The sequence below is a fragment of the Rhodococcus sp. BE178 genome (assembly GCF_050433545.1).
Taxonomy (GTDB): Bacteria; Actinomycetota; Actinomycetes; order Mycobacteriales; family Mycobacteriaceae; genus Prescottella.
In genome coordinates this window covers 33,505-52,409 of the sequence record NZ_JBNPXA010000010.1, presented here as the reverse complement: position 1 = coordinate 52,409, position 18,905 = coordinate 33,505, and the positions used below count along the sequence as shown (strand labels likewise).

Below are 18,905 nucleotides of genomic sequence, written 5' to 3'. Positions count from 1 at the left end.
GTCACGCACCCTTCGTCGGATCGGTGTAGATGGCCTTGCCCAGCCACTGGCCGCCGTCGACGACGAGGACGTCGCCCGTCACGTACGCGGCCCGCTCGGAGAGCAGGTAGGCGGCGGACTCGGCCACCTCGTCGGGCGTGGTGAAACGCCCGGCGGGGACGCTCGAGAGCACCTGACTGCGCGCCTCCTCCGTGGGCCACAGCGCGGCCCCGGCGCCGGCGGTCTCGGTCGGACCCGGGGCGATGCAGTTGAGGCGAACGCCTCGCGCAGCCCACTCGACCGCGAGCGTGCGCGTCATCGCGACGACGCCGGCCTTGGCGGCGGCACTGTGGACGGTGCCGGGGTGGCCGTGCCAGGCGTAGGTGGCGATCACGCTGAGGATCGACCCGGAGCCGGCGGCGAGCATGTGGCGGGACGCGGCCCGGGTGCAGTAGAAGGTTCCGTTGAGCACGATGTCGATGACGGCCTTCCAGCCGTTCGGAGACAGGTTCTCGCCCGGCACCACGAAATTGCCCGCGGCGTTGTTGACCAGCGCGTCGAGCCGTCCGGTCCGTTCCACTATCGAGTCGATCGCCGCGTCGACGGCGGCGGCATCGCGCACGTCGCAGGGCAGTGCGATGCCCTTGCCGCCGGCCTGCTCGGCGAGGGCGACGGTCTCGTGGAGGGCGTCTTCGCGGCGTCCCATCACGGCGACGGTGCCGCCGGCGGCCGCCCAGCGCACCGCGACGGCCCGGCCGATCCCGGATCCGCCGCCGGTGACGACCGCCACGCGGTCGGCGAACTCGGCTCTGATGTCAGGTGCAGTCATGAATCGTTCCTTGGTGTACGGGGGAGGGATACGGGATGGGTCGGTCAGTGATGGGTCAGTGCTGCTGCTCGATGACGAGCGCGTCGACGGCGAGGACCCCGTCGGGGCCGACCCGAAGCGGGTTGATCTCGATCTCGGCGATGCTCGGGTGCGCGGCGGCGAGTTGGGACACCGCGGCAACCGCGGCGGCGAGGCCCGCGATGTCGACCGCCGGCCGTCCGCGCCAGCCCTGCAGGAGCGGGAAGCAGGTGAGGCGCTCGAGCATCTGCCGGGCCGTGCCGGCATCGACAGGGGCCGACTCGACGGCGACATCCCGGTACACCTCCGCCTCGGTGCCGCCGGCGCCGACGACGACCACCGCGCCCAGGTCGGGGTCGCGCCGGGCACCGAGCAGGATCTCCACCGTGTGTGGGCGGGTGTCGAGTTCCTCGACCACGTAGTCGCCGTCACCCAGGGCGGCGTGCATGGCATCGAATGCGGCGGCCAGTGTGGCGGCGTCGGGCAGGTTGACCCGGACACCGCCGACCTCGCTCTTGTGCTCGAGCCAGGCGGCCTTGAGGACGTACGGTGGTGTGAGCCGCGCGGTCGCGACCGCGAGGTCGTCGTGCCCGCGCACCGGTACGCTCCCGGGAAATCGGATTCCGATGTCGCCCAGAAGTTTCTGTGCTCCCAGATACCCAGCATCGAGGGTGTCGGTGCGTTGTGTCGGGTGGTGCTGCTCGCGTCCGGCCTCGGCCAGCCGGACACCGTGCGCGAGCGCGCGGACCGTGGCGTCGATCGCCGGGTAGGTCGGGACCGACCGGGCGGCCATCTCCTCGGTGGCGGCGTTGCCGTCGACCATGGTGTGCACCAGCAGCGGCTTGCCGGACACCGAGGCCGCCGTGCCCAGGGCGCGTACGATCTCGAGCTCACGGTCGGCGAGCGACGGGGTGTCCGCGCCGTAGGTGCCGAAGTACCCGGTGAGCACGACGGCGTCCACCTCGTCGGACGCGAGCAGCAGGGAGACGACGTCGGAGTAGGACGCCAGGTCGCGCTCGCCCGCCCCGGCGAGGTCGACCGGGTTGCTGCACGCCGCTCCGGACGGGAGTTGTCTCGCGAGAGCCGATTCCAGGTCGAGCGAGAACTCGGGAACCTGCAGCCCGGCGTGCGCCGTGACGTCCGCCGCGATGCCGGTCTGGCCTCCGCTGTCGCCGACGATGGCCACCCGGCCGCCTCCCGGCAGCGCGCTCGAGAGGAGGAACCGAGCGAGGTCGACGAGTTCGGTGGGGGTGGCGACCCGGACGGCGCCCGCGACCCGCAACGCGGCGTCGACGACGTCGGTGCTCGACGTGAGCGAGCCGGTGTGAGAGCGGGCCAGGCGGGTGCTGGCCTCACTCCCGCCGACGGTCAGTACGACGGTGTGCTTGCCGGCCTGCCGGAGTCGGCCGATCGCGTCGACGATCTCCAAGCCGCCCGCGAACGACTCGAGATAGAGGGCGACCACGCGGGTGGACTCGTCGGTGGCGAGCGCGTCGAGCAGCTCCGCGGCCCGCACGTCGGTCTGGTTGCCGATCGAGACGAACCGGGAGATCCCGAGCCCGGCGCGGGCGGCGAGCAACGCGATCTCGGAGCCCACCTGGCCGCTCTGCGAGACCACCGCGATCGGCCCGGGGGTGAACTGTCCCCAGGCCAGGCACAGTTCGGTCGCGCTGTCGTAGAGGCCGAGGCTGTTCATGCCGACCAACCTGGCCCCGCCGGCGTGGATCCGGGCGGCGATGTCGGGCTCGTCCGGAACGCCGGCCGTGATGCCCAGGAAGCCGCGGACGCCGAGCGCGAGGCCCTCGTCGACCACCGCTCCGATGTGTGCCGCGGGCACGCACAGGGCCACGAGTTCCGGTACATCCGGCAGCTCACTGAGACTGCCGTAGCTTGCTTCACCCAGGATCTCCGCCCTCGCCCGGTTGACGAGGTGCACCTGACGACGATGACGCCCGGTCAGGGCGCCCCGAGTGAGCCAGTAGCCCCACTTGGCGGGATCGGCGGTGGACCCGACGACGGCCACCGACGCGGGGTCGCTGAAGACCCTCAGATCGGTGCCGGTCGTCGGCGACGGTGTGGATGCCATGGCAACAGCTCCTGGGCGAGATCGCGTGCGTACGAGTGGGGGATCAGTAGGTGGGGAACTGCCGGGTCAGTTCGGTCAACTTGTCCGAAGCCAGCGCGAATGCGGCGGCCCGAGCGCTGATTCCGTGCCGATCGGCATAGTCGAACATCTGGTCGCTCAGTGCGCGCATCCGATTGCTGATCTTCTGGAAGGAGGGCTCGGCGCTGCCGTCGATGTCTCCGAAGAACACCCACCACCACCAGGCGTTGGTCGCCGAGTTGGCCACGAAGTCGGGCGAGACCACGACGCCCCTGGCGACGAGGGACTCCTCGGCGCTCGGAGTGATCGGCATGTTGGCGGCTTCGACGACGAGGGCGGCACGCACCTCGGCCTGGTTGGAATCGTCGATGCAGTACGACGTCGCGGCCGGGATCAGGACCTCCGCACCGATCGAAAGCCACTGGGAGGAGCTGAGTTTCGTGTCGCCGTCCGCCAGCTGCGTGCGGTCGACCCCACCCGTCGCATCACGCGTCAGGAGGAGCTTCTCGACGTCGAGGCCGTTCGGGTTCGCGACCACTCCGTGCACGTCGGCAATGCCGACGATGCGCACGCCGGCCTTCGCGAGGTAGCGCGCCGTGGCGCCGCCCATGGATCCGAAGCCCTGCACCACGGCCCGCGATGCCGCGGGATCGAGGCCCTGACGCGCCATGGCGGCGAGAGCAGCCTCGGCGACGCCGTAGCCGCCGACCAGTTCGTCGAGCGAGACCCCGTCGACCACCGTGGTGAACGCCGTCTTCATGCGGGCGGCCGCCGCGGCGGCGTCGTCGATGACGCGGTGCGCGGCCTGGACGGAGCTCTCGACTCCGATCTCGGCGAGTGCGGCGTCGACGGCGTCCTGCCGAATCCCGAAGTCCTCGCCCATGTTCCAGCGCTGCTCGATGAGCGGAGCCATGGCCTCGAGGTAGCGGCGCAGCACGCTGTCGGCGTCGGGGTGGTACGGGTCGAAGTCGATGCCGCCCTTGGCGCCGCCGAGCGGGACGTAGTGGGCGCCCTCCTCGAAGTGGATCGCTTCCTTGAGGGTCATTCCGCGTGCGAGCCCGCGGACCTCGTTGAGGGTGCAGCCGGCACGCATTCGCAGGCCGCCGCTGGAGATACCGCGGACGAGCCGGTCGATGACCAGGTATCCCGTTGCCTCGCTTTCGGTATCGCGCCAGATTGCCTCGAAGAACGGGTCGTCGGTGCGGTTGGCATCGGTCGAGCCGATGGCGTTCGGAAGGGTCAAGGACATGGAGCGTTCCTGTTCTCTCAGCTACTAACTGATTGCTCAGTCAGTATGCGAGAGTGGGGTCGGTCACGTCAAGGGTTCATTTCAGGTCAGTCCCGGTGGCCCACCGAACGTGAAGGCCTGGCGGTGGCCGTGCGGATCAGATCCCCAGCTCGGAGCGGATGGCCTGATCCATCCACTCGGCCGCATCCTTCTTCGAGACTCCGCCGTCGAGCGCGACCAGCTGGACCGCGAGCCCGTCGAGCAGGGCGGTCAGCCGCCAGGCCGCACCCTGCGGATCCTCGGTGCGGAAGTCGCCGGCCGCCACCCCGGCGCGGATCAGGTCGGCCACGACTTCACGCCAGCGGAGATCGAGGCGGTGCGTGACGTCGCGCAGCGCAGGCTGGCGCAGACACGCGGACCAGGTCTCGATCCATAGCCGCCAGCCGACGGCCCGGCCGGTGGGGCCGTACTCGTACAGGACGGCGCGCAGCCGGGTCTCGATGTCGCCGTCGGTGTTTGCCAGGACGTTGTCGAGGTTGTCGAGGTCGTTCTCGGCGGCGAGTTCGAATGCGCTGACGACCACGTTCTCGAGCGTCTTGAAGTGGTAGAAGATCAGCGCGGTGCTGATCCCCAGTTCCTTGGCGATGTCCGCAGCGCGCAGCCGATCGATCCCCGACTCGGTGATCAAGTCGAGTGTGGTGGACAGGATCTCGTTACGTCGATCCTGGGTTTCTTTCCGCTGCTTCGTCTGCTTCGACACACTGGTCAAGCTACTGCACCGGGCCGGGCGGGTGGACGGCTGTCCGTGCGGGCGTGCGACGACACGCGGAAACGGGGCGTGCCGGGCAGCTCGTCCAGAGCTGCCCGGCACGCGTCGTTCCCGAGGATTGGATGATCAGACCCTCGCGGTCATGGAGGTGTCGTCCGGGAACGCCTCCGTACGGACCCGCGCCGAGCGTGACAGTCGGAGCGCGGTTTCCACCAGCGTGATCACGAGGATATTCACGACCAGACCGCTGATCCCGGTGTTGATATCCGGACCGTGGATCGGTGAGAAGGTGAACAGGATCACCACGAAGACGCCCGCACACAGCCCTGCGATGACCGATGCCTTGTCCAGCTTGCGCTTGAGCAGGAGCACCGCAGCGATCGCGGGGACCACCTGGGTCGAGCCGCTGAAGGTCAGTAGCAGCATGTTGCCCAGGAGGTTCGGCATCGACAGCGCCAGGACGAGGGCAGCGAGTCCGAACACCACCACGACGATCTGGTTGACGGCGAACTTCTTCTTCTCATCCTTGATCATGAAGACGTTGTTGACCGCCAGGGGCGCGATCGCGATCAGAAGTGCAGCGGACGGAACCATCGCCGTGGCTGCCGCGGCGGTCAACACGACTCCCATCGCCCACGGCGGCAACGCTTCCGATGCCATCTGCAGCATCGCGGAGTCGCCGTCCTGATCGATGCCGAACGCGACGATCGCCGTGTACCCCAGAAGCATCGGGATGCTGGCCAGTGCGCTGTAGATCGGCAAGTAGATGAGATTCCGGCGAACCGCCCTCTCGCTGTTGCTGGCCATGACGGCCGGCCAGTTGTGCGGCAGCGCGTAGAACATGACGCCGATCATGCTGATCGCCATGCTCGTGATGAACCACCAGGTGCCGTATGTGCCGTTCTGGACGTAGAGCAGTTGCGGCATCTCGGCGGCGATGGTGCTCATTCCGAAGTCGATCCCGCCGTTGAAGTGCATCGGGATCGCGACGCTGATCACGAGCATCACGATGATCATCAGCACGTCCTTGAAGTAGGACGTGCGGGCGACACCGTGCAGGCCGGACCACAGTACGAAGGCGATGACGAGAACGAAAGCGACTATGCTGCTGAGCTTTCCGTCGAAAGCTCCGCCGGTGGCGGCCTTGACGATCAGGCCGAGCCCCGTGATCTGCAACTGGAGGTACGGGAGCAGGAACACGATCCCGAACACCGCGGACAGCAGTCCGAGAGCGGGGCTGTCGTAGTTGCCGCGGAGGAAATCGGATTGGGTGACGTAGCCGGACGCCTTCGCCTGCCGCCACAGCTTCGGTGCGATCCAGTACATGACGATGTAGGCCAGCGGGATGTACGGAATGCAGTAGAACGCCGAGGCTCCGAGTGAGACGACCAGCCCGACCGTTCCGAGGAAGGTGAAGGTTGTGAAGGTTTCTCCCGCCTGGAGGATCCAGGTCGTCATGACACCGAAACGGCGACCCGCGACCGCCCACTCGCCCATGTCCTTCACGGGCTGACGTCGCCCCCAGAATCCGATCGCCGCGATCAGGACGATGCCGAGAATTCCGATCGTCAACGTGACGTTCATGCCTCACTCCCGTCCTCGTCGAGGTCTTTCCGGGTGTATTCGAAGTAGGCGAGGACTCCGGAGACGCCGACACTGCTGACGAGCGTGACCCAGAGGAACAGGGATGGGGATCCAAACCACACGTGGGGCCCGTTGATCTGGGGGAGCCACGTGACCAGGAATATGAGGATGAACGGAATAAATCCGACTATCCAGTACTTTCGCATGAGAACCGCCTTGGGGGGTGAGGTCAGCGTCCCGAAATGAACTGCTCGCGCAGCGTCGGGTCTGTGGCGATGTCGACGATGGTCCAGGCCATCGCCGTGGCCCCGTCCACGAGCGCACGGTCGGCCGACGGGCCGGCGCAGTGCGCTGCGAACTCGGGCTGATGGTTCACGGATGCTCCGCAGTCGAGAGCGACATTCGGGTGGATCGCGGGGATCACCCGCGACACGTTGCCCATATCGGTCGAGCCGAGCGGCGAATGTGCTTCTTCTACCGGGGCGAATGACCGGCCGAGTCGCACCGCATTTCGCTCGTACAGTCCGGCGAGTGCGGTGTCGTTGCGGAACTCGGAGTAGTCGGGGGAGGTGTGCGAGGTGGTGAGTTCGCACCCTGTGGCGAGTGCGGCGGCCTCGAAGCAGCGTTGTACGCGTTCTTCGAGTGCCTTCAGCGCATCGAGATCGGATGCTCGAATGTAGTAGTGCGCACCGGCTTTCGCAGGAATGATGTTCGGAGCTTCACCACCGTTCGTCACGATGCCGTGGATCTGGTCTCCGGGGCGGAACTGCTGCCGGAGAAGGCCTACGGCGACCTGGGCGAGCGTGACGGCGTCGCCGGCGTTCACCCCCTCGTACGGTGCCGCCGAGGCGTGCGCGTTCCGTCCAGTGAAGTCAACGAGGATGTCGCCGATGGCGAGTGCGTTCGTGTACACCTGGTCGACCGTGGACGGGTGAATCATCATCGCGGCGTGGGTGCCGTCGAACACTCCGGCCTCGAGCATGCGTACCTTGCCGCCCCCGTTCTCCTCGGCGGGGGTTCCGAACACCTTGACCGTGATTCCGAGATCATCGGCGATCGGGGCAAGCCCGGACGCGGCGGCGACTGCCGCCCCCGCGATGACGTTGTGCCCGCACGCATGACCGATACCGGGCAGCGCGTCGTACTCGGCGCAGATGCCGATGACCAGGGGGCCACTGCCGGCGGTGGCCGCGAGCGCAGTGGGCATTCCGGCTACATCGGGGTTCACCATGAACCCTGCTTCCGACAGCGCGTCGCCGACCCAGTGGGAGGCGCGGACTTCCTCGAAGCCGATCTCTGGATGGGCGTGGATGCGATGACTGAGTTCGACGGCGGACTGCTCGGCTCGCCCGATGTGGTGCCGGACGGCTTCCTTCAGGTCCACGATGTCTCCTTACTGACTAATTGATCAGTCAGAGTATGAGACGCCACTCACACTCGCGTCAATGGATTGCGCGAATAAATCTTGAAACTCGGCACGAGGGCGGGTGCGGAAAGCCGTGGGATCGTGGGCGTTCCGAGTCGTCAGGGGCCCGTGCTCTCGGGGGCGACCGAGCGGTCAGTTTTCGGTTGGGGCTCGACCGCGCCCGACGGCGCCCATCCGGGCGGGCCGAACGTGTAGCCCAGGCGGTCGCGCCACGACGCGGCCGCACGGACGTCGCGGGCGATCGCCGCGTACTCGTGGGTCTGCAGCCTCCATATGTCGTAGGTGCCGACCGGTTTCGTCAGACCGTAGGTGGGGCGCTGCTTCTCGGCCTGGAACGTGCCGAACATGCGGTCCCACACGATGAGGATCCCGCCGTAATTGCGGTCCAGGTATTCGGGATCGCAGCCGTGGTGCACACGGTGGTGCGACGGGGTGTTGAACACGAACTCGAGCGGTCTCGGCAACTTCCCGACCCGCTCGGTGTGCACGAAGAACTGGTACACCAGGTTCACCGAGAACCCGACGAAGATCATCCACGGCGGAATGCCGATCAGCGGCAACGGAAGCCACATCAGGATCTCGCCACTGTTGTTCCACTTCTGACGCAGCGCGGTGGAGAAGTTGAAGTACTCGCTCGAATGGTGCGCCTGATGAGTCGCCCAGATCAGCCGGATCCGGTGCGCCATGCGGTGATACGTGTAGTACAGCAGGTCGATGCCGACCAGCAGGATCACCCACGTGTACCAGGCGTTCGCCGGCAGGTGCCACGGCGCGAGATACACCCAGATCGCGGAGTAGCCGATGAGGGCGAGGAACTTCCAGAAGGCCGTCGTCGCGATCGAGACCAGGCCCATCGAGATCGACGCCCGCGCGTCGCGGAACTCGTAGCCCGCGGTAGGCGGGAACGCGCGACCGTCGCGGACGTCGGCGGCCTCGAGCTTGCGGGCCGCGAACCACTCCAGCCCCAGGAAGACGAGGAAGGCCGGTATCGCCAGGGTCACCGGGTCGCCGAGCGGTTCGAGCAGCGAACCCCACGCGGTGGTGAGGGTCTCCCACATGTGTCCTCCAGGCTGTCGCGCACCTGTCGGGAAATCTACCGGGTGGAGTGACCTGGGTCACCGTCCGGTCGGGGATCGGTAGGATTCCCTACCGAGACGGTGGGGATCGACCAGGGGGTGCCAGTGCATATCACCGCGCGAGTCGACTACGCCGTCCGCACGCTCGTCGAACTGGCGGCCGTCGGGCCCACGCCCGCGAAGGCCGAGTTCCTGGCCGGCGCCCAGTCCATTCCCCACAAGTTCCTCGAGGCCGTGCTCGCCGACCTACGTCGCGGCGGCCTCGTCAACAGCCGCCGCGGTCCCGACGGCGGCTACTGGCTGGCCCGACCGGCCGAGGAGATCACCGTCGCCGACGTCATCCGTACCGTCGAGGGGCCGCTGGCGTCGGTGCGCGGCGAGCGACCCGAGGACGTCACCTACGACGGCCCGGCCGAGCCGCTGCAGCAGGTGTGGATCGCGGTCCGGGTGAACCTACGGTCCGTGCTCGAGGGCGTCACGATCGCCGACGTCGCGGCCGGGGCGCTGCCCGCATTCGTCGACGATCTCACCGCGGATCCCGGGGCGTGGCGGCGGCGCTGAGTTGCCAGGCCACCGAGATCGTCCCGCGGCTCCGTGCCGGACGGGCGAGTTGTCCGGTCCGGAGCCGCGGTGCAGAGGGACGGGCCGATGCCGCCCATGTCATCGCCGTATCGGCAGCGATGCCGTGGCTCAGGCCGAGAGCCGCACCGGAAGCGTCTTCCACGTTTGCAGCGTGTTGTTCACGCCCCTCTCGGGGACGCCGGCCAATTCGATCGTCTTCACCTTCTCGGCCAGGACGGTCAGGAGCGCTTCCGCCTCGAGCCGCGCGACATGTTGGCCGACGCACTGGTGAAGACCCATCCCGAATCCGAGGTGGCCGGAGGGGTCGCGCGTGAGTGTGAAACGGTCACCGTCCTCCCATCGCCGCGGGTCCGTGTTGCCGGCGCCGATCACGAGCAAGATCTTGCTGTGCTTTCCGAGTTGGACGCCTTCGAGTTCGACAGCCTTCGCCGTTGTGTGGAAGACGAACTGGAGAGGTGACGCCCAGCGGACGGCTTCGTCGAAAGCTCGACGGACCAGCTGGGGTTCGCTGCGCAGTCGCTGCCATTCGTCCGGATGTGTGGCGAAGGCGTGGAGGATGGCGGCGACACCGTGGACGGTGGTGTCGATGCCGGCCGACAGCAGGGAACGAACGACGAGTGGGGCCTGGTCGGCCGTCAGTTCCCCTCGGTCGGATGCCTCCCAGATCCTGGCGCCGAATCCGTCCGGGCTCAGGCTCTCGCGCTCGCAGAGAGTGGCGACCCATTGGGAGAGCTCGGACAGCCGAGCGGCCCCGCGGTGGAAATGCTCGTTCTGGGGCCCGAAGGCATTGAAGACCAGATCGCCGTAGGCGAGGAGGTTGTCCCGGTTCTCGGGTGGAAGACCGACGGCGTCGGGGAAGACCTTCAAGGGAAACGCAGAGGCCAAGTCCTTCATGGCATCGACCTCCGGGCCGCGAGCGAGAACCCGATCGACGACCTCCTCGGCCTCCTCGAGCCAGTGCTCGCGCAGCCGCCGCAGCGCTCTCATGCCGAGTACGTCGGTGAGTACCCTTCGGGGAGCATCGTGCTCGGGAGGGTCGGTCTCCGTCGGATTTGCCTTCGGGCGCCAGGGCTTTTCGGTGTGAAAATTGGCGAGACCCACGCCGGCGCCCACTTGGTAGGTGGGCCAGTCGGCGAACACCTCGCGGATCGTGTCGTAGCGTCCGGTGGCGTACACGCCGTAGGCGTTGAGGTAGACGACCGGCGCGGTCTCCCGGATCTCCTGCTGTACCCGTGATCGGTCGAGGAGATTCTCGAGCGCGAAAGGGTCGATATCCAGTTCTGTAACTGGTGCAAGCTGTGCTGGCATCACATGGTCCGATCTACTGGGTTTACAAGTCGAGGACGAGGCGCTCGGTCTGTGCTCGCGAGACACACGAAATCATGCAGTCGCCCGCCTGTCGGTCGACTTCACTGAGCACGCTGTCACGGTGATCGGGTACTCCGTCGACCACGGTGACCTCGCAGGTTCCGCACGTTCCCTGGCGGCAGGACGAGAGGATTCCGATTCCCGCTCCGGCGAGTGCGTCGAGGGCGCTCACCCCGGGAGGAACATCGATGTCGGTGCCCGATCGGGTGAGTCGGAGTGTGAACGGTCGATCCTGTGACGATTCTGCTGCCGATGCCGTGAACCGCTCTGTGTGCAGTGTGTACGGCGGCAGGTGTCGGCAGGCAGCTTCGACCGCTTCCAGCAGTCCGGCCGGCCCACAGCAGTAGACCTTCGTTCCTGGACCCTCATCGGCCAGGATCGCGTCGAGATCGAGGAGGCCGACCTCGTCCTGGGGCGCAAAGTGCACGTGATCCCCCAATCTCTCGAGATCGTCGAAAAATGCCATCGACTGCCGACTGCGGCCCCCGTACACCAGCCGCCACGGGCGGTCCGTCCGCTCTGCTTGATCGATCATCGGGATCATCGGCGTGATACCGATGCCGCCGGCAATGAACAAGTAGCGGTCGGCGGGAACCAGGGGGAAGTGGTTCCTCGGCCCGCCGTAGCCGAGCACGTCGCCTTCGCGGACGTTCTCGTGAATCCATCGCGACCCACCGCGTCCATCAGGCTCGTTCAGCACAGCGATCCGGTAACGGTATGTATCCCAGCGGTTTCCGCAGAGTGAGTACTGGCGCGACATCCCGTTGGGCAGGATCAGATCGATGTGCGATCCGGGTGTCCACGGTGTGAGGCGCCGGCCGAGAGGATCGGCCAGCGTCAGCGACACGACATCGGCGGAAACCTCCTCGCGGGATTCCACGCGCAACGCAGCCAGCGCCGGGCCGGTCAGCAGGGACGCTGAACTGCCGGCACTGCTCACATCGGTCGTGTTCATCGGAAGTCGCCCGTAAAGTCGAATGCCGACAGATCCGGTGTCCGCGTCAGCTGGTAGAACTCGAGCAGTGAGAACGGCCAGACCTGCGTGGCGCGGCCGAATCGGTTGCGGTACCAGGTGTGTACGTCGGCAACCCCCCAGGTGCGGAGACGATTTCCCGCGTCGACCCGGTCACAGAATTCGTCCATCGCTTCGGCGTGCGGCTCGATGTTCTGCTTCCGTGCACGGAGGAGTTCGCCGAGACACTCGACGGTGTACTCGGCCGCACACTCGGCCATGTACAGGGCGCTGCCATTGACGACGACACCGGTGTTCGGGCCCATGAGCATGAAGAGATTCGGAAAGGACGGGACCGTGATACCCATGTACGCCCGTGCGTCGCCGCCCCACGATTCGTGGAGGTCCTTCCCGCCGCGCCCGGTGATGGTGATCGGTTCGAGGTAGTCGGAAGCCCGAAATCCGGTTGCGAAGACGATGACGTCGACCTCGTGCAGGACGCCGTCGACCGTGCGGATCCCCGCCGGAGTGACGGCCTCGATTCCGTCGGTGACGAGATCGACATGCGATTGCATGAGCGTCGTTGCCCACATGCCGTTGTCGCGAAGCATGCGCTTGGCGCCCGGTGGGTACTTCGGCGTCATCTTCTCCAGGAGGTCCGGATGACCCTCGAGCTGCCTGCTGAGGTGGGTCAGCAACTGACGGCGTAGCTCGGCATTGTTTGCCGAGGTGCTGCCCTCTTCTGTCCAGTCGGGATCTGCTTCGACGAAAGGCAGACGCCCTTCTGCGGCAATCCAGAACTGCCAGAAGCGATACCACCGCCCGTAGTGCGGGACATGGCGCAGCAGCCAGGCCATGCCGGCAGGGATATCCGCGAGGTAGCCGGGCGTGGGGAGCATCCACGGGGCATTCCGTTGGAAGACGCTCAGATGCTGCACGGTGCCGGCGATCGAGGGAACGATCTGGTACGCGCTCGCGCCGGTCCCGACCACGGCTACCCTCAGTCCGCTCAGATCCACCGACGTGTCCCACTGCGACGAGTGGAAGCAACGTCCCGCGAACGAGTCGAGCCCGGGGATCTGAGGAATATTGGGCCGATTGAGCTGTCCGACAGCGGTAATCACGGCGTTCACCCGCCGGATTCCGCGGATTCCGTCCGCGGTCTCGGTGGTAACGGTCCAGGTTCCGCTGTCGTCGTCGAACGACAGGGAAGTCACTTCGGTCCCGAACTCGACGTTGGGTCGCAGGTCGAACGTGGTTGCCACGTCCTGCAGATAGGCCTCGATCTCGTCCCGCGTGGAGAACTGCTGCGGCCAGTCGGCTTTCTGCGCGAACGAGTAGCTGTAGGCGAAGTTCGGGGTGTCGAGTCGACAACCGGGGTAGACGTTCTCCCACCAGGTGCCGCCGACCTCGGTGTTCTTCTCGAACACCACGTACTCGATCCCGGCCTGCTGCAGCCGGTGTGCGGCGGCCATGCCGGAGATTCCGGCGCCGATGATCGCCACGCTGAAATCGATGTCGGGGGCAACCTCCGACTTCTTCCAGGCCGGGGCACCGTAGTCGTTCGGGATTCCCAGTTCGTGTCGCAGCAGGGGCAGGTAGTCGTCGCTCGCGTCCTTGGTCAGGAAGCGCATGATGTGTGCGAGAAATTCCTCGGAAGGCTGCGCCGCCGGGACGGATCCTCGGTCACGAAAGGCCTTGAGGGCGTTGGCAGCGACCCTGCGGGCCGACTTCTGGGCCTCGGTGGACATTCCCCCTTGTGGAGCGATCACCGAGTCCATCGGAGGCAGCGGAGGCCGAAGCTCGTCGGCAAGCAACGACGGATCGGCATTCGCCAGTGCCAGGGCGGCAAGTAGAGCCGGAAGTTCCGCACTTTCTACCGCCTGCTCGAGGAAGTCGTCGTCCTCGACGATCGGCAGGCAGGCGTCGTAGTGCCCGGGCCGAGCGACCTCGCGCGGGTGCGCTTCGTCCGTGGTGAAGGTGGTGGGGGTCATTCGAGACCTCCGGTGAGGAAGTCGACGATGAGGCCGGCGGTCTCGGCGGGTGCATCGATGTTGGGTTCGTGCGCGTAGTCGAGTTCCGCTGCGCGTGCCATCGGGGTGAGATCGGCGAGCTTCTTCGACCATCCCGACTCGAGGAGTTCGTCACGCGTGCCCTCGACGAGCAGCACCGGGATCTGTGTCGCGGCCAAGAGATCGAGGAACGGGTCGGCGATCTGGGTTCGCTCGACCGACGGGTTGCTCAGTCGAGGCGCGGCCATCGCTTCCCAGTGCCCGGGAATGAGGCTGTTCTCGAACCGCTGTCGGATGTGCTCGTCCATTCCGTCCAGACTCCGCACCATGTATCCGGTCATTCGGGCGGCATCCTCGAGGCTGGGCGTGTAGTCGGCCAGGGCGGCGATGCCCTCGGGCAGCCGGTACGGTCCGCCCGTTCCGGAGATGCTCACCGCGCGGTCGACCGGCCACGGGCTCGTGGGATCGGTGATTGCGCGCATGACCATCGACCCACCGAAGGAGGCCCCGACGAAGTGAGCCCGGTCCACTCCGAGTTCCTGGCAGAACGCCGCGATGTGCTTCACCCGGGGCGCGAACGGCGGCCGGTCGAGGAAGACCGCCTTGTCGGTTCCACCCCATCCGAGCAGGTCGGGGGCGAGAACGTGGAAACGATCGGTGAGGTGCGGGATCATCTCGGACCAGCACAGTTCGGCGGTGGACCCGAAACCGCCGTCGTGGATCAGGACGATCGTGTCCTTGTCGGGGTTGCCGGCCTCGATGTAGGTGGTGTGGAACCCGTCGGCGATGAGTGACTTCTTCTCGTACATGGTTGGTTTCCGTTCTCTAGCGAAGATCGAGATTTGCAGGGGCCGTCAGTTCTTGACCGAGCCGCCGTCGACACAGATCGTCTGGCCGGTGACGAAGGCCGCACCGGGGCCGAGCAGGAACTTCACCGGGCCGACGATGTCCTCCGGGTATGCCCGTCGCTTGATCGAGCGGCTGGCGATGTTGTTCTCTTCGGTGTGGGCCATGTCCGTGATCATCGGTGTCGCTGTGATGCCCGGGCTGACGACGTTGACCGTGATCTCGTCATCGCCGAGTTCATCTGCCAGGCAGCGCGCGAAGCCGATCACGCCGGCCTTCGACGCGACGTATGCGAAGAGGTTCCTGGCGCCCTTGAACACGGTGCCGGAGGCGAAGAGCACGATCCGCGATCCCCGCGGCATCAGAGGTACGACTGCTTGGGTGATGGCGATCGTTCCCTCGAGGTTTGTGCGCAGGATGCGCTCCCAGGCATCCCGGGGGGTATCGCGGAACGATGACCATTGTCCCATGGCGGCGCAATGGACGAGGTTGTCTATCTCCTGTCCGGCAAGGGATTCGAGGACAGTCGAGATGCCTTCCGACGAGCTGAGGTCTGCCCGGATGTAGAGGTCGGTGAACCCGTCGGCTGGGGGTTCGGCGATATCGATGACGATTGTGCGATGTCCGTCGTTGCGCAGTTCGTCGACGACAGCTCGGCCGATGCCGCTGGCGCCTCCGGTAATGATCGTTGTGGTCATGCGCATGCTTTCTAGTCGATGGTGGCGCGCTCGTCGACGCGCGCGAGGAAGGACGTGATCACCGCATTGAAGTGGGCGGGGTTCTCGATGCACGACAGGTGGCCGGCGCGGGGAACGATCTCATGCTCGGCGTGGGCGATGCCGCCGATGATCTCGGCCGTGCGTTCGCTCGGAATCTTGGCGTCGAGTTCGCCTGTGACAACGAGCGCGGGGCAGGTGATCGAGTCGAGTAGGGGAACCACGTCGGCGCGGAACGTCGCCACCGCAGACGCGAGGTACGACTCGGGGGTCATCGCGGAAATCGCGTCGTAGAGGGCGGCGTAGTCGGAGCTGTCGAGTGGCTGTGTGAGTGTTTGGTCGAGGTACTCCTTTGCGAATGCGGCCATGCCGTTGCGAGTGATCGACTCCGTGGAGCCGTTGACGCGGGCGTCGGCGACGTCGATCGGGAGTCGCGCGAACGAGTTGGCGATGGTGACGCTACGGACCAGGTCGGGGTGCTTTGCGGCAAAGGCGATCGCCTGCAGCCCACCCATGGACAGTCCGACCAGGTGCACGGGACCGCGCTCCTTGACGACCCGGTAGAGGTCATCGGACCAGGCATCGAGGTTGATCGCTCCGGTCTCCGAGGACTTGCCGTGTCCCCGGCTGTCCGGCGTCGACAGATCGTAGTGTGTTGTCAGGGAGCTGATTTGATGGCGCCAGAGCCGGTGGTCCGTGCCGAGGCTGTGCAGCAGAACAACCGTCGGTCGATCGGAGTGGGGTGCGACAGTTTCCGCGAGTTCCATTCTGTCCTTTCCTGATACAGCAGAACGGGGCTCGTCAAGACTTCGCGTTGCGCCTGGACAGGCTTTCGCCTCCGACAGCCCAGCGTTCCGTGGGGACCTGCTGGACCAGTACGTGGACCGCCGCGGGATTCGCCTTGGTGACCGACGTGTAGACCTCGGTCAGGCCCTCCATCAGTGCTTCGATCTGTTCCGCGGTCAGTGGGCTGGCGTGATTGACATTGATGATGGGCATTTCCTGCTCCTGCACTTCGATGGTGACGGTTGGTGAATCGGCCGGTGTCAGGCTCGGTCGTGGGCCGCAGCCACGGCGGCTTCCGAAGGCTCGGCCTGATCGTGCTCGCCGAGGCCGAGATGGCGGGTCTCACGCACGCTGAGTGCCGCCAGGAGGAAGACAATCGCGGCGACCGTGATGGCGATGGCCAGGCGGACCGGGATGTCGCTGACGCTCGGGCTGACGGCCGTCACGATCGCGGGCATGATTCCACCGATCGCGAAGCCGATGTTCCAGCTCAGCCCGGTGCCCGTCGCGCGAATCTCGGTGGGGAAGCGTTCGTTGAGGAAGATCAGTACCGGTGCGGAGCCAGCCATGACGATCACAGCCATCGCGGTCGATATGACGGTGACCAGGGCGATCGAGCCCGAGCTCAGGGATGCGAGCCAGAGGTAGAGCAAGGGTAGAAGTACGACGTTGGGCACGCCGAACCAGAGGAAGACCGCCCGCCGGCCGATCCGGTCGCTGAGGTGCCCGCCCAGGGCTCCGCCCGCGATGACCCCCACGTTGGCGACGATCAGGATCATGGCCGAGGTCGTCTTGCCGATCCCGAGGTTCGCGCCGAAGAAGGTCGGGAAGAAGCCAACCGTGAGGTAGTACGCGGTTGCTCCGCCCGCGGCGAGGGCGATGTTGAGCAACGTCGTCTTGCGGTAGCGCGGCCCGAAGATGACTCGAAGAGGCGACTTTCGGACTGTCGGTCCCGACGACTTCCCATGCCACAGAGGCGATTCCTCGGTGCGTCGGTAGATGTAGAAGCTGAAGGCCGCAGTCAGAAGGCCGGTGAAGAACATCACGCGCCATCCGTAGACGCCGAAGTCCTCGCTGGGAACGACGGCCGAAACGACGAAGTACACGATCGAAGCGACCACGGCACCGGCGCCGGCGCCGCCGCCGGCGACCAAACCCGACATCAGCCCGCGATGTTCCGGTGCGACAGTTTCGGTTCCGAGCGTGTGGGTCGAAGCGACGACGCCGCCGACGAACACCCCCTGCACGATGCGCAAGGCGAGGAAGAGGATCGGAGCAGCAAATCCGATGGTCGCGTATGTCGGCACCGCTCCCATGCACGCGGTCGACAGCCCGACACCCAGAATCGCGAACATCATCGCTTGCTTGCGCCCGTTGCGATCGGCGTAGGCGCCGAACAGCGCAGAACCGAGCGGGCGGAAGAGGAGAGTCACCGCGAAAGATGCGTAGACGAACGTCAGTTGGAGCGTCGCGTTGTGGGCGGGGAAGAGAAGCGGCCCGATAGTAGGGGCGAGGTAGAGGATGATCGTCAGATCGTAGAGATCCATCGCCCATCCGGTGATCGAAGCGATCCCCGCAGAGCGAACCTGCTTTCTGCGGGCACTGTCCTGGAAATTCTCCAAAGCTGCCTCCTGGCCGAGTGGTCGTCACGGCTGTGACGTGATCTGCACCATAGACATGTGGTTCCTTAATGCTCAACGCGCGTTCCGCATTGCGAAACGAATCTTCCGTCGTTGGTTCCGTTATGGTGATTCCATGGTCGAATCGCGCGCAACGGACACGCTCGGCTCCGTCAATCGGGCGCTCTCACTCCTGGAGCTCCTGGCGGAGAACAACGGACTCACTGTCACCCAGCTGGCGGACCGCCTCGGTGTCGGCAAGACGACGGCATTTCGCCTGGCCAAGACGCTTGTCGAGCGTGGATGGGTGGAGAAGGACGACGAGCTGCGATACCGACTGGGGCCAGGATTGCTCAGCCTTGCGCCGGGTCTTCAAGTCGGGCAAGACATTCGGAGCAGGCTCCGGCCGATCATGGATGAACTCCACGACGAGACGCAGGAGACCATTCACCTCACCGTGCTCCAGGGGAGGTACGTCATCTATGTCGAGCAGCTCGTCTCGCCGAAGCCGGTCCACTCGGTGAGCACGCTCGGCAGCCGGTCTCCCGCGCACTGCGTGTCGCCGGGGCTTGCGCAGCTGGCGGCACTGCCCGATGACGCGGTCGACTGGGTTCTGGCGGGTCCGCTGCGCCGATACACCGAACGGTCGCTGACCGACCCGGCGGATGTTCGCAAGGAGCTGCAGCACGTCCGGTCGACCGGATATGCGGTGAATCGGGGAGGCTTTCGGGCCGAGGTCGGCGGCGTCGGGGTGGCAGTCCTCAATGATCGTGGGAAGCCTATCGCGGCTCTCTCGGTCTGCATGCCCATTTATCGGATGCAGACGACGGATTTGGAAGCGGTTGGTGCGCATCTTGTTTCGGCCGCAGCTGATGCCCACCGGGTGCTCGAGGTTTCCCGCTGATACGGGGGTCGAAGGGTTTGGGGAGTAAGGCATTCCGCATGGCGGAATCAAACTTTCCGTCGAGACGCGCGATCGATGTCGCGGGCTTGCTAGCCTCATGGAATGTC

General features: G+C 66.2%; 18 protein-coding genes. 2 read left to right on the top strand and 16 right to left on the bottom strand.

Annotated elements, in window-relative coordinates; translation table 11 throughout:
* Window position 1 precedes the first annotated feature (1 nt).
* The 8 genes from J2X34_RS17840 to J2X34_RS17805 all read right to left on the bottom strand — a co-directional run bounded on the left by J2X34_RS17840 (window position 2) and on the right by J2X34_RS17805 (window position 8,995).
* Window positions 2-808: an SDR family oxidoreductase gene (locus J2X34_RS17840; protein WP_114723836.1), complete on the bottom strand. Its 807-nt coding sequence runs from the start codon at window positions 806-808 to the stop codon at window positions 2-4.
* Window positions 809-863: 55 nt separating this feature from the next.
* Window positions 864-2,912 carry an acetate--CoA ligase family protein gene (locus J2X34_RS17835; protein ID WP_429518718.1) on the bottom strand — a complete coding sequence of 683 codons (2,049 nt, stop codon included), beginning with the start codon at window positions 2,910-2,912 and terminating at the stop codon, window positions 864-866.
* Between the two features lie 43 nt (window positions 2,913-2,955).
* A complete protein-coding gene (locus tag J2X34_RS17830) occupies window positions 2,956-4,179 on the bottom strand; it encodes a Glu/Leu/Phe/Val dehydrogenase dimerization domain-containing protein (protein ID WP_429518716.1) in 1,224 nt (407 codons plus the stop codon).
* 136 nt (window positions 4,180-4,315) lie between these two features.
* The gene (locus J2X34_RS17825) at window positions 4,316-4,918 is read right to left on the bottom strand and encodes a TetR/AcrR family transcriptional regulator (RefSeq protein ID WP_114723839.1); all 603 of its coding nucleotides are present in this window, start codon (window positions 4,916-4,918) and stop codon (window positions 4,316-4,318) included.
* A 135-nt stretch (window positions 4,919-5,053) separates the two neighbouring features.
* Complete coding sequence (locus J2X34_RS17820) at window positions 5,054-6,511, bottom strand: sodium:solute symporter family protein (protein ID WP_114723840.1); 1,458 nt, start codon at window positions 6,509-6,511, stop codon at window positions 5,054-5,056.
* The gene (locus tag J2X34_RS17815; RefSeq protein ID WP_429518713.1) at window positions 6,508-6,717 is read right to left on the bottom strand and encodes a hypothetical protein; all 210 of its coding nucleotides are present in this window, start codon (window positions 6,715-6,717) and stop codon (window positions 6,508-6,510) included. The genes J2X34_RS17820 and J2X34_RS17815 overlap by 4 nt, the downstream gene beginning before the upstream one ends.
* Window positions 6,718-6,740: 23 nt before the next feature.
* On the bottom strand, window positions 6,741-7,889 hold the full coding sequence (locus J2X34_RS17810; RefSeq protein WP_429519026.1) for a M20 family metallopeptidase: 1,149 nt from the start codon (window positions 7,887-7,889) through the stop codon (window positions 6,741-6,743).
* Window positions 7,890-8,035: 146 nt separating this feature from the next.
* Complete coding sequence (locus tag J2X34_RS17805) at window positions 8,036-8,995, bottom strand: sterol desaturase family protein (protein ID WP_429518711.1); 960 nt, start codon at window positions 8,993-8,995, stop codon at window positions 8,036-8,038.
* Window positions 8,996-9,118: 123 nt separating this feature from the next.
* Between J2X34_RS17805 and J2X34_RS17800 the strand changes: the two genes are divergently transcribed.
* Window positions 9,119-9,574 carry an RrF2 family transcriptional regulator gene (locus J2X34_RS17800; protein ID WP_114723843.1) on the top strand — a complete coding sequence of 152 codons (456 nt, stop codon included), beginning with the start codon at window positions 9,119-9,121 and terminating at the stop codon, window positions 9,572-9,574.
* A 129-nt stretch (window positions 9,575-9,703) separates the two neighbouring features.
* Here J2X34_RS17800 and J2X34_RS17795 read toward each other — a convergent pair whose 3' ends face one another.
* Genes J2X34_RS17795 through J2X34_RS17760 form a run of 8 tightly spaced genes read right to left on the bottom strand, consistent with a single transcriptional unit; the run spans window position 9,704 to window position 17,822 of the window.
* The gene (locus J2X34_RS17795; RefSeq protein ID WP_114723844.1) at window positions 9,704-10,903 is read right to left on the bottom strand and encodes a cytochrome P450; all 1,200 of its coding nucleotides are present in this window, start codon (window positions 10,901-10,903) and stop codon (window positions 9,704-9,706) included.
* Between the two features lie 22 nt (window positions 10,904-10,925).
* On the bottom strand, window positions 10,926-11,918 hold the full coding sequence (locus J2X34_RS17790) for a PDR/VanB family oxidoreductase (RefSeq protein ID WP_429518708.1): 993 nt from the start codon (window positions 11,916-11,918) through the stop codon (window positions 10,926-10,928).
* Window positions 11,915-13,909 (bottom strand): flavin-containing monooxygenase, encoded by a 1,995-nt coding sequence (locus J2X34_RS17785; RefSeq protein ID WP_429518706.1) that lies wholly within the window; start codon window positions 13,907-13,909, stop codon window positions 11,915-11,917. The genes J2X34_RS17790 and J2X34_RS17785 overlap by 4 nt, the downstream gene beginning before the upstream one ends.
* Entirely contained in the window at window positions 13,906-14,736 is an 831-nt protein-coding gene (locus J2X34_RS17780) for an alpha/beta fold hydrolase (RefSeq protein ID WP_114723847.1), read from the bottom strand. The genes J2X34_RS17785 and J2X34_RS17780 overlap by 4 nt, the downstream gene beginning before the upstream one ends.
* 45 nt (window positions 14,737-14,781) lie before the next feature.
* Window positions 14,782-15,564, bottom strand: a complete 783-nt coding sequence (locus tag J2X34_RS17775; protein WP_220181963.1) for an SDR family NAD(P)-dependent oxidoreductase — start codon at window positions 15,562-15,564, stop codon at window positions 14,782-14,784.
* Window positions 15,483-16,256, bottom strand: a complete 774-nt coding sequence (locus J2X34_RS17770) for an alpha/beta fold hydrolase (protein WP_114723849.1) — start codon at window positions 16,254-16,256, stop codon at window positions 15,483-15,485. Before J2X34_RS17770 ends, J2X34_RS17775 begins: the two co-directional genes overlap by 82 nt.
* A 34-nt stretch (window positions 16,257-16,290) precedes the next feature.
* Window positions 16,291-16,488, bottom strand: coding sequence for a tautomerase family protein (locus J2X34_RS17765; protein ID WP_114723850.1), 198 nt, complete (start codon window positions 16,486-16,488; stop codon window positions 16,291-16,293).
* 47 nt (window positions 16,489-16,535) lie between these two features.
* Window positions 16,536-17,822, bottom strand: coding sequence for an MFS transporter (locus tag J2X34_RS17760; protein ID WP_429518703.1), 1,287 nt, complete (start codon window positions 17,820-17,822; stop codon window positions 16,536-16,538).
* 10 nt (window positions 17,823-17,832) lie between these two features.
* Between J2X34_RS17760 and J2X34_RS17755 the strand changes: the two genes are divergently transcribed.
* On the top strand, window positions 17,833-18,798 hold the full coding sequence (locus J2X34_RS17755; protein ID WP_147283582.1) for an IclR family transcriptional regulator: 966 nt from the start codon (window positions 17,833-17,835) through the stop codon (window positions 18,796-18,798).
* Window positions 18,799-18,905 lie beyond the last annotated feature (107 nt).